Annotated in this window: 12 protein-coding genes; 1 reads left to right on the top strand and 11 read right to left on the bottom strand. The window is 64.1% G+C overall.

Features of this window, described 5'->3' with window-relative positions:
* Nucleotides 1-7: 7 nt before the first annotated feature.
* Complete coding sequence (locus tag AC1DEK_RS21425; protein ID WP_478127295.1) at nt 8-655, bottom strand: LON peptidase substrate-binding domain-containing protein; 648 nt, start codon at nt 653-655, stop codon at nt 8-10.
* 50 nt (nt 656-705) lie between these two features.
* Between AC1DEK_RS21425 and AC1DEK_RS21420 the strand changes: the two genes are divergently transcribed.
* Nucleotides 706-1,266: a YggT family protein gene (locus tag AC1DEK_RS21420; protein WP_478127294.1), complete on the top strand. Its 561-nt coding sequence runs from the start codon at nt 706-708 to the stop codon at nt 1,264-1,266.
* 21 nt (nt 1,267-1,287) lie between these two features.
* Here AC1DEK_RS21420 and accD read toward each other — a convergent pair whose 3' ends face one another.
* The 10 genes from accD to leuC all read right to left on the bottom strand — a co-directional run bounded on the left by accD (nt 1,288) and on the right by leuC (nt 13,258).
* The gene (gene accD / locus AC1DEK_RS21415; protein WP_478127293.1) at nt 1,288-2,160 is read right to left on the bottom strand and encodes an acetyl-CoA carboxylase, carboxyltransferase subunit beta; all 873 of its coding nucleotides are present in this window, start codon (nt 2,158-2,160) and stop codon (nt 1,288-1,290) included.
* Nucleotides 2,161-2,184: 24 nt separating this feature from the next.
* Nucleotides 2,185-3,030, bottom strand: a complete 846-nt coding sequence (gene trpA, locus AC1DEK_RS21410) for a tryptophan synthase subunit alpha (RefSeq protein ID WP_478127292.1) — start codon at nt 3,028-3,030, stop codon at nt 2,185-2,187.
* The gene (trpB, locus tag AC1DEK_RS21405) at nt 3,027-4,304 is read right to left on the bottom strand and encodes a tryptophan synthase subunit beta (protein WP_478127291.1); all 1,278 of its coding nucleotides are present in this window, start codon (nt 4,302-4,304) and stop codon (nt 3,027-3,029) included. The genes trpA and trpB overlap by 4 nt, the downstream gene beginning before the upstream one ends.
* Nucleotides 4,305-4,358: 54 nt before the next feature.
* Nucleotides 4,359-5,045 (bottom strand): phosphoribosylanthranilate isomerase, encoded by a 687-nt coding sequence (locus AC1DEK_RS21400; RefSeq protein ID WP_478127290.1) that lies wholly within the window; start codon nt 5,043-5,045, stop codon nt 4,359-4,361.
* Complete coding sequence (gene truA, locus AC1DEK_RS21395) at nt 5,042-5,854, bottom strand: tRNA pseudouridine(38-40) synthase TruA (protein WP_478127289.1); 813 nt, start codon at nt 5,852-5,854, stop codon at nt 5,042-5,044. The genes AC1DEK_RS21400 and truA overlap by 4 nt, the downstream gene beginning before the upstream one ends.
* Nucleotides 5,855-5,880: 26 nt before the next feature.
* Nucleotides 5,881-8,640 (bottom strand): motility hub landmark protein FimV, encoded by a 2,760-nt coding sequence (locus AC1DEK_RS21390; protein WP_478127288.1) that lies wholly within the window; start codon nt 8,638-8,640, stop codon nt 5,881-5,883.
* A 164-nt stretch (nt 8,641-8,804) separates the two neighbouring features.
* Complete coding sequence (gene asd, locus AC1DEK_RS21385) at nt 8,805-9,947, bottom strand: aspartate-semialdehyde dehydrogenase (protein WP_478127287.1); 1,143 nt, start codon at nt 9,945-9,947, stop codon at nt 8,805-8,807.
* A gap of 90 nt (nt 9,948-10,037) precedes the next feature.
* On the bottom strand, nt 10,038-11,126 hold the full coding sequence (gene leuB, locus AC1DEK_RS21380; RefSeq protein ID WP_478127286.1) for a 3-isopropylmalate dehydrogenase: 1,089 nt from the start codon (nt 11,124-11,126) through the stop codon (nt 10,038-10,040).
* A gap of 43 nt (nt 11,127-11,169) precedes the next feature.
* Nucleotides 11,170-11,820: a 3-isopropylmalate dehydratase small subunit gene (gene leuD / locus AC1DEK_RS21375; RefSeq protein WP_478127285.1), complete on the bottom strand. Its 651-nt coding sequence runs from the start codon at nt 11,818-11,820 to the stop codon at nt 11,170-11,172.
* Nucleotides 11,821-11,836: 16 nt separating this feature from the next.
* Nucleotides 11,837-13,258, bottom strand: coding sequence for a 3-isopropylmalate dehydratase large subunit (gene leuC / locus AC1DEK_RS21370; RefSeq protein WP_478127284.1), 1,422 nt, complete (start codon nt 13,256-13,258; stop codon nt 11,837-11,839).
* Nucleotides 13,259-13,299 lie beyond the last annotated feature (41 nt).

Raw genomic sequence — 13,299 nt, 5'->3', positions numbered from 1 at the left:
TAGCAGGCTACCCGATGATCCCGGTGCGCGTCAGGACGTCGCTGACCAGTTCGAGCCGCATCAACGGACTGTCCAATTCCATCAGGCGCTGCTTGAGTTCGGTTTGCGCCGGCAGCAGTTCGCACCAGCGATTGGCAACCCATCCGCAGTCTTCGAACTTGTAGGGTTCCGGAATCGGCAATCGAACTGTGGCGTCACCTTCGTTGCGCCTGCGCTCTTCCAGCGTGTCGATCAGCCGGCGCAACGCGTCGGCAGCTGGCCGCAAGTCGCCAGGGACTTCGAGAGGCAGATCGTCGGCAATGGATTCGACATTGGCCGTCCACAACCCGTGCTTTTGCATTTCGCTCGAACGGATGCGAAAGCGCTGCGTGCCGAGGCATTCGATCTGCATGAGGCCGGCCTGCGGTGACGCGAATTCGCAGATCGCCGCGAAGGTGCCGACAGCGGCAAAGCTCTCGGCTTCGGCCCCGGCCCTGCGAACCTCCGAGCCTTGCGTGAGGCTGACCACGCCGAAGGGCGACCCATTCTTGTGGCATCTGCCGATCATGTCCAGGTAACGCACCTCGAAGATTCGCAAGGGCAGCAGTCCGCCGGGAAACAGCACGATGCCTAGCGGAAACAGGGGGAGGGAATGCAGAACGAGAGGTGTCGTCATCGGTGAACCTTGGCGTGGCTATCATCGCATTCCGCTCACGACTTCGCGCCATGCTCTATCAGATTCCATCGTTCCTGCTCGACGTGATCGTCGGCCTTCTGGGCGGCGCTTGCCTGCTGCGTCTGTACATGCAATATCACCGGGTGCCTTTCGGCAATCCGCTGGGGCGCTTCGTGTTCGCGATCACCGATTGGATCGTGCTGCCGCTGCGCCGCATCGTGCCGCCGATCAAGCGCTGGGACTTGGCCAGCCTGATCGCCGCCTGGCTGCTGGTCATGGCGAAGTTCGTTCTTCTCTGGTTGCTGATGGGCGGCCTGGGGCGCTGGGCGATCCTGCCGCTGGTGTCGCTCGTCGGGCTGCTGCAACTCGCAGTCTCGGGACTCACTGCGCTACTGATCGTCTATGCGGTGCTGTCCTGGGTGCCCAACGCGTCTTCCATGCTTCAGGACTTGATCGCGCGCCTCGCCAATCCGCTGGTGCGGCCGCTGCGTCGGTTCGTTCCGCTCATCGGCGGCGTCGACTTGTCGCCCATGGTCGCGATCGTGCTGTTGCAGGTCGGCGCCATCGTGCTGGGCAGCGTGATGGCGTCGGTCTTCACCCTCGGAGGGTGAGCCCGGTCTTTCCGGCGTCTGTCAAATGACCGCGTCTGCAGGCTGACGCAGCAGCATCGCCAAGGTGCTGGCGACGGTCTTGCGCAGTTCGCGCCGGTCGCAGATCAAATCGATCGCGCCCTTGGTCTGCAGGAATTCGGCCCGCTGAAAGCCTTCCGGCAAGGTCACGCGCACGGTGGATTCGATCACGCGCGGGCCGGCAAAGCCGATCAGCGCCTTTGGCTCCGCAATCACCACGTCACCCACGAACGCAAAACCTGCACTCACGCCGCCCATGGTCGGATCGGTCAGCACGCTGATATAGGGCAGGCCCTTCTTCGCCAGGTGGGTCAGCGCCGCGTTGGTCTTTGCCATCTGCATCAGCGAGAGCAGGCCTTCCTGCATGCGCGCGCCGCCGGTCGCGGTGAAGCAGATGAAGGGCACCTTCTGCTCGATTGCCGTCTGGACGCCGCGTACGAAACGCTCGCCCACGACGCTGCCCATGCTGCCGCCCATGAAGTCGAACTCGAAGCAGGCAACCACTACGTTGATGCTGTGCACCGAGCCGCCCATGACGACGAGCGCGTCGGTTTCGCCGGTGTTTTCCAGCGCTTCCTTGAGACGCTCGGGGTACTTGCGGCTGTCCTTGAACTTGAGGGCGTCGACCGGCAGGACTTCCTGCCCCACTTCGTAACGGCCTTCGGAGTCGAGGAAGGCGTCGAGACGCGCGCGCGCGCCGATGCGGTGATGATGGCCGCAGCTCGGGCAGACGTTCTGGTTGTGTTCCAGGTCGGTCTTGTACAGCACGGTTTCGCAACTCGGGCACTTGATCCAGAGCCCTTCGGGCATCTGGCGACGCTCGCTCGGGTCCGACGGCGCGATTTTTGGCGGTAGCAGTTTTTCAAGCCAGCTCATGGGGGCTCCTTGTGTTGGCGGCGATTATCGGCCAGCCGCGTTCTTGGGGATTGCAGCGGGCAGGGCGTCGAGTGCTTGCCGGATTCCGGTCAGGAATTCCCGCACCAGGGGCACGACAGCGTCGCGCGGCTGGCCGTCGATCAATTGAATGATCCGGCTTCCGATGACGACAGCGTCTGCCGCCGAGCCGACGGCTTGCGCGGTGCGTGCGTCGCGGATGCCGAAGCCCACGCCAACTGGCACTTTGACGTGCTGGCGGATGCGGGGAATCATCTGGCCGACGGCTTCGGTGTCGAGGTTGCCGGCGCCAGTCACCCCTTTGAGCGACACGTAGTAGACGTAGCCAGAGGCGATGCGTCCGACTTGCGCCATGCGTTCATCCGTGCTTGTGGGCGCGAGGAGGAAGATCAGGTCGATGTTGTGCGCCTTGAGGTCGGCGGCGAATTGCTCGCACTCCTCGGGCGGATAGTCGACAACCAGAAGGCCGTCCACGCCGGCCGCGGCGGCATCGCTGATGAAACTGCCCTTGCCATGCACGCCGTCATAGCGCTCGACCGGATTGGCATACCCCATCAGCACCACCGGCGTAGCGCCATCCATTTGGCGGAAGGCGGCGACCATGGCGAGGACCTGCTTCATGCCGATGCCCAAGGCAAGGGCGGCCTCGCCGGCCTGCTGGATCACGGGACCGTCGGCCATCGGGTCGGAAAACGGGACGCCGAGTTCGATTACATCGGCGCCCGCCTCGACCATGCCATGCATGAGTTCGGGCGTGACGTCGGCGTACGGGAAGCCTGCCGTCACATACGGAATCAGCGCCCTGCGACCGAGGGTCCGCAGGGCTTCGAAGGTGGCTGCAATGCGGCTCATGCCTTGCCTCCCTTCACATGGAGGCCGCGCATCGAAGGGCGGTCATAGAAGTCGACACCTGATAGGTCGGCGACGGTGCCGATGTCCTTGTCGCCCCGGCCGGAGAGATTGACCAGGATCGATTGGTCCGGGCGCATTGTCTTTGCCAGCTTCATGGCATAGGCCACTGCATGGCTCGATTCCAGCGCGGGGATGATGCCTTCGGTGCGGCACAGATAGTGAAACGCCTCCAAAGCCTCGGTATCCGTGATGCCGACGTACTCGGCGCGGCCGATGTCCGCAAGATAGGCGTGCTCAGGTCCTACGCCGGGATAGTCCAGACCGGCGCTGATGCTGTGGGTTTCCGTCACCTGGCCGTCTTCGTTTTGCAGGAGATAGGTGCGATTGCCGTGCAGCACGCCGGGGCTGCCGCGCAGGATCGAAGCCGAATGCTTGCCGCTGTCCAGGCCTTCGCCGGCCGCTTCGACACCGATCAGCCGCGTGCCTTCGAACGGTATGTAGGGATGAAAGATGCCCATCGCGTTGCTGCCGCCGCCGACGCACGCGACCACCACATCGGGCTGCCTGCCTTCAACTGCGTGGCCGGTGCCCTGCGCTGCGAGCATCGCTGGCATCTGCTCGATGCATTCGTTGCCGATCACGCTCTGGAAGTCGCGCACCATGGTGGGGTAGGGGTGCGGACCGGCGACCGTGCCGATGATGTAGAACGTGTTCTCCACGTTTGTGACCCAGTCGCGCATGGCCTCGTTGAGGGCGTCCTTCAAGGTCTTGCTGCCGGACTCCACCGGCACGACGGTCGCGCCCAGCAGGTTCATCCGGTAGACATTGGGGCTCTGGCGCTTGACATCCTGGCTGCCCATGTAGACCACGCATTCGAGCCCGTAGCGCGCGCAAATGGTGGCGGTTGCCACCCCGTGCTGGCCCGCCCCGGTTTCGGCGATCACCCTGGGCTTGCCCATTCGCTTGGCCAGCATGGCCTGGCCTATGGTGTTGTTCACCTTGTGGGCGCCGGTGTGGTTGAGGTCTTCGCGCTTCAGGTAGATCTGTGCGCCGCCCATTTCTCGGCTGGTGCGCGCTGCGTGGTAGATCGGCGAGGGCCGGCCGACGAAGTGCGCGAGCTCGTATCGAAACTCGGCAAGGAACTCCGGATCGTCCTTGTACTTCGCGTAGGCATCGCGCAATTCGTTGATGGCGTGGGTCAGCGTTTCGCTGGCGAAGGTGCCGCCGTAGATGCCGAAGTGGCCGCTGGCGTCGGGTTGCTGGTAGGTTTTCATGGTCTCGATCAGTGGGCCGGCACCCGACGGTCGAGACGGGCTGCCGACTGCAAACTAGGAGGAGGCGTCGGCCGCACGAACTGCGGCGACGAATTCGCGAATCCTTGCGGCGTCCTTGATGCCCTTGGAGGCTTCGACACCGGAACTCACATCAACGGACAGCGACTTGCAGCGAGTCCGTAGCTGGCGAATGCCATCGCCCACGTTTGCAGGTGTGAGCCCACCACTCAAGACGAGGTGAGCGTCGACGGCGGGTGGAAGAAGTGACCAATCGAATGCCTTGCCGCCGCCGCCATAGGCTTCGACATGGGCGTCGAGCAGGATGGCTTGGGCGTGGGAGTAATCGGACGCGTATTTTACGAGGTCGAAGGCTGCGCCGGCAGCCCCCAGGGGAATGCGGGCTGCCCGCATGTAACGGTGCGTGCCCTGGCCGCAACCTTGCCAACATTGCTCAGGTGATTCGTCACCGTGAAACTGGGCCGTGGCGCCGGCTACGGAGGAGAGGGCATGCATGCTTCTGGCGGGCGCCTCGTTCACGAAAAGCAGGACGGGCGTCACGAAGGGCGGAAGGCGTGCGGCCAATTCGGCAGCTCGCTCCGTCGTCACCGCGCGCGGGCTGGCCGCATAGAGGACAAAGCCGACCGCGTCCGCGCCGGCTTCCACTGCGGCCTCAACATCCTGTTCGCGCGTCAGCCCGCAGATCTTGACTCGGGTGCGAGCGAGTGGGGCGGCGACATTCATGGCGGGCCATCATACGCAGCGCCACCACGGTCGATCGTGGCCTCCGCAGGTAGACCCCATTCCGCGGCGTACAACGGTCCAAGGAAGTAGAGGCCGTTGGGCGAGAAGGTCGGCGCCGCAACCACGCGGCTGCGGGCTTCGAGCACTTCGAGCATCCATTCGGGCCGCTCGTCGCCCCGGCCGATGCGCACCAGACAGCCCATGATGTTGCGGATCATGTGATGAAGGAATGCGTCGGCCTCGAACTCAAAGTGCCAACGGCAACGGTCGGTGTCCCCATGCCGGGTGACGACTATTCGGCGCAGGTCCTTGACCGGCGAACGAGCCTGGCAGGCGGAAGCGCGAAACGAACTGAAATCGTGCTGGCCCACGAGCATCCCGGCAGCGGCACGCATTGCGTCTCCGTCCAGTGGATGCATCGACCAGCCTACGCGTCCAGCATCAAGGCTGGGGCGAACGGGCGATTGGGAAAGGATGTAGACGTAGCGGCGAGTCAACGCGCTCGCGCGACAGTGAAACTGAGCAGGGACGGGCTGTGCCCATTGCACGGCAATGTCGTCGGGCAGATAGCGGTTGGTGCCGCGCATCCACGAGAAGGGCGCTCGTTCAACAGAGGTGTCGAAATGCACCACCTGCATCAGCGCGTGGACGCCTGTGTCAGTGCGGCCTGCGCAGAGCGTGGAGATCGGCTGCGCTGCGAATTTGGCCAGCGCCGCTTCGAGCTTGTCCTGGACGGTACGGCCCGAAAGCTGGCTTTGCCAGCCTTCGTAGGCCTGGCCGTTGTAGCGGATGCCCAGAGCCAGTCTCACGACGGGAGCGGCGGCCGCACGGCCGCTCAGCGCAGCTGACCGAGCAACTGCTTGGCCTCGGCCTTGACGTCGCCGGAGCTTTCGGCGGCAACTTCCTCCACCAGCGAGCGAGCGCCTTCGACGTCGCCGAGGGCCTTGAGCTCGCGCGCCAGGGAGAGCTTGATCGCGTGCGGACCTTCGCCGTTTTCCTCCACGGTTTCGAGGCGACCGCGTTCGGTGTCGCCGGTCGTCCGGCTGGAAAGGCCCGCCAGCGAACTCATGTCGAATTCGATGAAACCGGAGTCGGCGGGTAAACCGGCGCGCAGCGGCGCCGGCAGCGTGCGCTCGTCATCGGACGATGAAGGTGCGCGCGTGATCGGCTCCAGTGCACCGGGAGCGGTATCGAAGTCGTTCTCGAGATCGAGCTTCGGTGCCTGCGTTGGAGCGGCATGCCCGTTCATGCCGCCGTTGGTCGGGACCGCACGAGGGATCTCGCGGATGGGCTGGGGCGGCACGGGCGGAAGCGTGGCGCTGATGGGCGCCGGCGCCGTTGCGGCGGGTGCCGGCGGCTTGCTCAAGTCGAGGTCGAAGTCCAGCGGTGCGACGGAGGGAACGAAGGCAGGTGGGGGCGCTGCCGCCGGTTCTGCGGTGCTTGCGGCCAAGGGGGCCGGCGCCGTCGAGGCCGCTGCAAGCGTTCCAGCGAAGGCTGCCGCTTCCGCTGCGGAGACGCCGCGGCTGCCCGACTCGTACAACGGGTTGCCAGGATCCAGCTCTTTGCCGAGTTCGACCACGCGGTTCCATTCGGTGCCGGCTCCGCCGGTCAACTTGTGGACGTCTGCGGCGAGCGCTTCGTAGGCGCGCAGGTCACGGCGCTTGGCGTGGATCTCGAGCAACTTGAGGTGAATCGCGGTGCGCTCGGGATTGGCACGCAGTGCCTCGCGCAGGATTTCCTCGGCTTGCAGATCGCGACCGTAGGCCAGGTAGACATCGGCTTCCGCGACAGGATCGACATCGCCGGCATCGAGTTGGCTCGGCGAGTAAGACAGCGACGAAACGACCGAATTCCCACGATTCTTCGTGTCGACCGATTCGCCTCCGCTGGCGCCGAAGAAGGAGTCCTTGGGAATCCGGCTTTCGATGAACACGCTGTCGCCAGCGTCGCGGCGCTTGCGGCCAAGCACTCGGTAGAGCAGGAATCCGATCAGCAAGGCGATCAGCGCCGCCGCTCCAACCATGAGAGGGTTGTCGAGCAACTCCGTCATGAAACTTGGCTCGGCAGGTGGGGGCGCAGCCGGCTTTGCCGCCTTCGGCGCCGGTATGGCCGCGGCGGCCGGTGCAGGTGCCGGTGCGGGAGCATCTGCGCCCGGCGTTGCGCCTGCCGCAGGCGCAGGAGCGGTTGCTGCGGAAGTGCTGGCTACGGCGGCCGCGGGAGAGGTCGGTGCGACGAGTGGTGGAACTGCGGGAGATGCGGGCGTGGCTGTAGCGCTTGGCGCCGCAGTGGCGGCGGGAGCAGAGGCAGGAGCAGGAGCAGGAGCAGGAGCAGGAGCAGGAGCAGGAGCAGGAGCAGGAGCAGGAGCAGGAGCAGTGGCCGCGGCTGGAACGCCAGACGCAGAACTCGCGGCAGCGGCAGGCGAAGCATTGGTGCCGGCAGCTTGCAGCTTGTTCAGATCGCTGATGTTCTTCGACAACTCGGCAACGCGGGCGTTGCTTTCCTGTGCCTGTCGGGCTTGGGCAATCTGCTCGTCGCTGGCGTGGCCCGCCGCGATGCCCTGCGAAATCTTCAGCTTGTCGCTGGAGGCGTTCGCTGCATTGCGATCTTCGACATTGGCTTGCAGCTTGCCGGTCGCCTGGCGGCTGGCATCGGCCACCTGGGACGCCGGTGCGTTTTCCGCAAGACGTCGGCGGTAATCGCCGAAATCACGGCTCTGTGCGACGACAGTGCGCTTGGCGTCACCCGGCGGAATCGCTTCGGCTTGTGAAGCACCTGGCACTTCCAGCACCGCGCCCGCCTTGATCCGATTGACGTTCCCACCGATGAAGGCATTGGGATTGGCGCGTAGAAGCGCCACCAGCATCTGGTCGAGCGATACGTCGGCGGGCTTGTACGCGCCGGCAATCTTGCTCGCGGTGTCGCCTGCTTTCACGGTGACCTGCTGGTCTCCCGATCCGGATCCCGAGCCTGTTCCCGTGCGAACCGCATCGGGCGCCGGAGGTGCTATCGGCGCCGCAGCGGGCCGCTGCGAGCGAACCGGCGGTGCCTGAACCGCGACGGGTGCCGCGGATTGCGGTCGCGCGCTGATCTGTGGCGCCGTTGGCGCAACGGGCGCGGCTGCCTGGCGGCTGGTAGGAGGATCGAGCAGTACCGTGTAGTCGCGGACGATTCGTCCGGAACTCCAGTTGGCTTCCAGCAGCAGATCGATGAATGGTTCGCTGACCAGCCGGTTGCTGGTGAGTCGCACCACGTAGCGCCCATCAGTCCGCCGCTGGACGCCGACACGGACGTCGGAAAGCGCTGAGTTATAGGGCACTCCCGCTGCCTTGAAGGCTTCCGACGAAGCGATGCTGACTTTGAGGCCGTCCGCTTCGGCTGGAGTGATGTCCGCAACTTCGACTTCAGCGCGAAGTGGTTCGCCGAGGGCTGATTGGATGTTGAGGCGCCCCAGCGTGACGGCGCTCGTGTCGGCGCTGAACGCCCCCAAGGCCACCGCGACAGCTGCACTTAGTACTGAAAGCTGCCCACGACCGATGGTCGTCGGAGCGGGACGTGTGGCCGAGAGGCGGGCCGCGGTCAACGGTTGTCGTGTCATGCTGTAAGGGGCAGCTCGGCCCAAAGTGTAAGGGGACGTTAACATCAACACCCCCCAGTGACAAGGCAACAGGCCTTATCTACCCAGTGCGTGCAAACTTCGTCATGCATCGCCCGTTGCGGCGCAGCAACGGCGCGCGTCCCGGAGGACGCGCTGGCGCCGGCTCAGGCTTCCAGAAGGATGCGCAGCATGCGGCGCAGCGGTTCGGCCGCGCCCCAAAGCAGTTGATCTCCGATGGTGAATGCGCCGAGATATTCGGGGCCCATCGCCAGCTTGCGAAGGCGCCCAACCGGGATCGACATCGTTCCGGTGACTGCAACCGGCGTCAGGTCCTTGACCGTGGCTTCGCGATTGTTCGGAACGACCTTGACCCACGGGTTGTCGGCAGCAATCAATGCCTCGACGTCGGCCACGGACACGTTCTTCTTGAGCTTGAAGGTGAGCGCCTGGCTGTGGCAGCGCATCGCACCGATCCGAACGCAAAAGCCGTCTACGGGGGTCTCGGCCGTTCCGAAGCCCGCGCCTTGGCCCAGGATCTTGTTGGTCTCTGCGCCGCCCTTCCATTCTTCCTTGCTCATGCCGTCGCCCAGATCCTTGTCGATCCAAGGGATGAGGCTGCCGCCGAGAGGCGCACCGAAGTTCGCCGTTTCAGCCGCGGAGAGGGATTGTTGCTTGGCGAGTACCTTGCGGTCGATTTCGAGGATGGCAGACTTCGGATCGTCGAGGAGCGCGCGGACTTCGGCGTTGATCGTGCCGAACTGGGTGAGCAACTCGCGCATGTGCTGCGCGCCACCGCCGGAAGCTGCCTGGTAGGTCATGCTGGTCATCCACTCGACCAAGCCTGCCTTGTAGAGCGCACCGACGCCCATGAGCATGCAACTAACGGTGCAATTGCCGCCGATCCAGTTCTTGCCGCCCTTGGCCAGAGCGTTTTCGATGACGGGCAGATTGACCGGATCGAGCACGATGATTGCGTCATCGTTCATGCGCAGCGTGGACGCCGCATCGATCCAATGCCCCTTCCATCCAGCCGCGCGCAGCTTCGGGAAAACTTCGGTGGTGTAGTCGCCGCCCTGGGCCGTGATGACGATGTCGCACTTCTTGAGTGCATCGATGTCATGGGCATCCTTCAGCGTAGTCTCGTTCTTCGCCATTGCCGGGGCCTTGCCGCCTGCATTGGAAGTCGAGAAGAAAACCGGCTCGATCAGTCCGAAGTCGCCTTCGGCCTGCATGCGATCCATCAGGACCGAGCCGACCATGCCGCGCCAGCCTACGAGGCCGACAAGAGGTTGATTTGCGTTCGCCATTTCAGTTTGCCCTTGTGAAAAAAGAAAGTTGTCTTCTCTTTGCGCCCGGCTCGTCAGAGCCGGGGAGGGGCGTGACGAATCGGGCTGCGGTTAGCCGGTAATCGTCTTTTTGGTGATGGCAGCCACCACAGCATCGCCCATTTCGCGGGTTCCGACCTTGGTGGTACCAGCGGACCATATGTCTGCCGTACGCAAACCCTGAGCCAGCACGTACTTGACCGCCGACTCGATTCGGTCGGCAGCTTCGGGTTGGTTCAGGGAAAAGCGGAGCATCATGGCAGCGGACAAGATTGTAGCCAAAGGGTTGGCAACCCCTTTGCCCGCGATGTCTGGCGCACTTCCGTGGCTGGGCTCGTAAAGGCCCTGATTGCTCGAGTTGAGCGACGCCGAGGGCAGCATGCCGATCGAGCCGGTGAGCATCGCGGCTTCGTCGGAAAGAATGTCGCCGAACATGTTGCCGGTGACCACCACGTCGAACTTCTTGGGCGCCTTGACCAATTGCATGGCCGCGTTGTCGACGTACATGTGGTCGAGCTCGACGTCCGGATATTCTTTGCCGACCTCGGTCACGATGTCCTTCCAGAACTGGAAAGTCTCCAGCACATTGGCCTTGTCCACGCTGGTCACGCGCTTGCTGCGCTTGCGCGCCGCCTGGAATGCCACGTGGGCGATCCGCTCGACTTCCGGGCGCGAGTAGCGCATGGTGTCGAAGGCTTCTTCGGTGCCGGGGAAGTGGCCGTCGGTTGCGGTGCGGCGGCCGCGCGGCTGGCCGAAATAGATGTCGCCAGTGAGTTCCCGGATGATGAGGATGTCGAGCCCCGCGATCAGTTCGGGCTTGAGGCTGGACGCATCCACTAGCTGCTCATAGCAAATCGCCGGTCGAAAATTCGCGAACAGGCCAAGGTTCTTGCGCAAGCCAAGAATGGCCTGCTCCGGCCGCAGGGAGCGCTCGAGTTTGTCGTATTTCCAATCGCCCACGGCCCCGAAGAGAACCGCGTCGGCTTCTTTGGCAAGCTTGAGCGTGGATTCGGGCAGCGGGTGTCCATGCGCCTCGTAGGCTGCGCCACCAACAAGCGCCGATTCGGTCTCAAATGAGAGGTCAAGCGCTTCGAGGACGCGGAGTGCCTCGGCCACGATCTCGGTGCCGATGCCGTCGCCGGGGAGTACTGCGATTTTCATGAAGGTCTGTCTTCCGGAGGTTGTGTTTTGGGGCGGTGAGGGGTCAGGCGATCAGCTGATGAGTCAGCCAAGGCTTCGTAGTCAGGCGTTCTGTTTCGAAAGCCTTGATCTTGTCCTTGTGGCGCAAGGTGAGGCCGATGTCGTCCAGACCATTGATCAGGCAGTACTTGCGGAAAGCCTGGACTTCGAACGGAATCTCGGCGCCGTCCGGCTTGACCACGACCTGGCGTTCAAGGTCGATCGTCAGGCTGTAGCCTGGAAACGCGAAGGTCTCGTCAAAGAGCTGCGCGACCTGCGATTCGCTCAGCACGATCGGCAGCAGGCCATTCTTGAAGCTGTTGTTGAAGAAGATGTCGGCATAGCTCGGCGCGATGATGGCGCGAAAGCCGTATTGATCGAGCGCCCACGGCGCGTGCTCGCGGGACGACCCACAGCCGAAGTTCTTGCGCGCAAGCAGCACCGAAGCGCCCGCGTAGCGCGGCTGGTTCAGCACGAAAGCCGGATTCGGCTTGCGGGACTTCGGGTCCTGGCCCGGCTCGCCCGGGTCCAGGTAGCGCCAGGCATCGAACAGGTTGGGGCCGAAGCCGGTCTTGCGGATCGACTTCAGGAATTGCTTGGGAATGATGGCGTCAGTGTCGACGTTCTCGCGGTCCATCGGCGCCACGAGGCCCTTGTGCACGGTGAATTTCTGCATGGTGTGTGCTCCTGGTTCAGGCGAATTGACGCACGTCGACAAAATGGCCGTGCACGGCAGCGGCCGCGGCCATGGCCGGGCTGACAAGATGGGTGCGACCACCCGCGCCTTGGCGTCCTTCGAAATTGCGGTTGCTGGTCGACGCGCAGCGCTCGCCCGGCTCCAGGCGGTCGGCATTCATCGCGAGGCACATCGAACAGCCCGGTTCGCGCCACTCGAAACCTGCGGCCTTGAAGATCTGGTCGAGGCCTTCTCGCTCGGCCTGCTCCTTCACGAGGCCGGACCCGGGAACCACCATCGCGAGCTTGACGTTCTTCGCGACCTTCTGCCCCAGCTTCTTGACCATGGCGGCGGCTTCGCGCATGTCCTCGATGCGGCTGTTGGTGCAGGAGCCGATGAACACCTTGTCGATAAGGATGTCGTTCATGGGCTTGTTCGGTTCCAACCCCATGTAGGTGAGGGCGCGTTCGATCGCGCCGCGCTTGTTCGCGTCCTTTTCCTTGTCCGGATCGGGCACGCGGCCGTCGACCGGCACAACCATCTCGGGCGAAGTACCCCACGTCACCTGCGGCTTGATCTGCGTTGCGTCGAGTTCGACCACGGTGTCGAAATGCGCGCCGGCATCGGAGTGCAGCGTGCTCCAGTAGGCCACGGCCTGGTCCCACTCGACGCCGTTGGGCGAGAGCGGACGTCCCTTGACGTAGTCGATCGTCTTTTGGTCCACGGCGACCAGCCCGGCGCGCGCGCCGGCTTCGATCGCCATGTTGCACACCGTCATGCGGCCTTCCATGCTCAGGTCGCGAATCGCGGACCCGGCAAATTCGATGGTGTAGCCCGTGCCGCCCGCGGTGCCGATCTTGCCGATGATCGCGAGCACGATGTCCTTGGCCGTGCAGCCCAGCGGCAGTTTGCCCTCGACCTTCACGAGCATGTTCTTCGCCTTCTTGGCGAGCAGCGTCTGAGTGGCCATGACGTGCTCGACTTCGCTCGTGCCAATGCCATGCGCGAGCGCGCCGAACGCGCCGTGCGTGGAGGTGTGCGAGTCGCCGCATACGACCGTCATGCCCGGCAGCGTGGCACCGGATTCGGGGCCGATCACGTGCACGATGCCCTGGCGCTTGCTCAGGAACGGAAAGAACGCGGCCGCGCCGAATTCCTTGATGTTGGTGTCGAGCGTGGTGATCTGCTCCTTGCTGATCGGATCGGCGATGCCGTCATAGCCGCGCTCCCAATGAGTGGTCGGCGTGTTGTGATCGGCCGTGGCCACGACAGAGCTGATGCGCCACAGCTTTCGCCCGGCTTCGCGCAGTCCTTCGAACGCCTGGGGGCTGGTCACTTCATGGACGAGGTGACGGTCGATGTAGAGGATCGCGGTGCCGTCTTCTTCCGTATGGACGACGTGTTCGTCCCAAAGCTTGTCGTAGAGCGTGCGTGCCATGGTGGTCTCTTTCGTGGGTGATGATTGTGTCGTGCGGAGGT

Source organism: Variovorax sp. 10N420 (genome assembly GCF_056394705.1).
Note: the sequence above shows the minus strand (reverse complement) of the source record. Positions and strands in the feature narration are given on the sequence as shown.